The following is a 426-nucleotide window of genomic DNA, read 5'->3' on the forward strand; positions in this document are numbered from 1 at the left end:
TCGCCTGGGCAAACTTCATGGCAGTGGCCATGAATTCCTTATTTTTTGAGACCACACATCCAATCCTTGCCCCGCACATGCTGTAACGTTTGGAAACAGAATCGATCATGATCGCATTTTGTTCCAGTCCGGGGACAGACATGATGGAAAAATGTTTGGCTCCATCGTATGCAAATTCCCTGTAAACCTCGTCTGCCACAAGGAAGAGGTCATGTTTCTTTACTATGGCTGCGAGTTGATCGATCTCTTCCTTGGAATATAAGTATCCTGTCGGGTTGCCCGGGTTGCAGATGAGAATAGCTTTAGTATTAGGGGTGATCAACTTCTCAAATTCTGAAATTGAAGGCAGTGCAAAACTATCTTCGATCTTGGATTTTACAGGTACGACAGTAACGCCCGAAGCTGTTGCAAATCCATTGTAATTTG

Annotated in this window: 1 protein-coding gene; it reads right to left on the bottom strand. The window is 44.4% G+C overall.

The window, feature by feature from the left end:
* Positions 1 to 426, bottom strand: a 426-nt coding sequence (locus HC176_RS16775; protein WP_167920159.1) for an aminotransferase class I/II-fold pyridoxal phosphate-dependent enzyme, incomplete at both ends; no start/stop codon positions are given.

This window comes from Tamlana crocina (genome assembly GCF_012037625.1).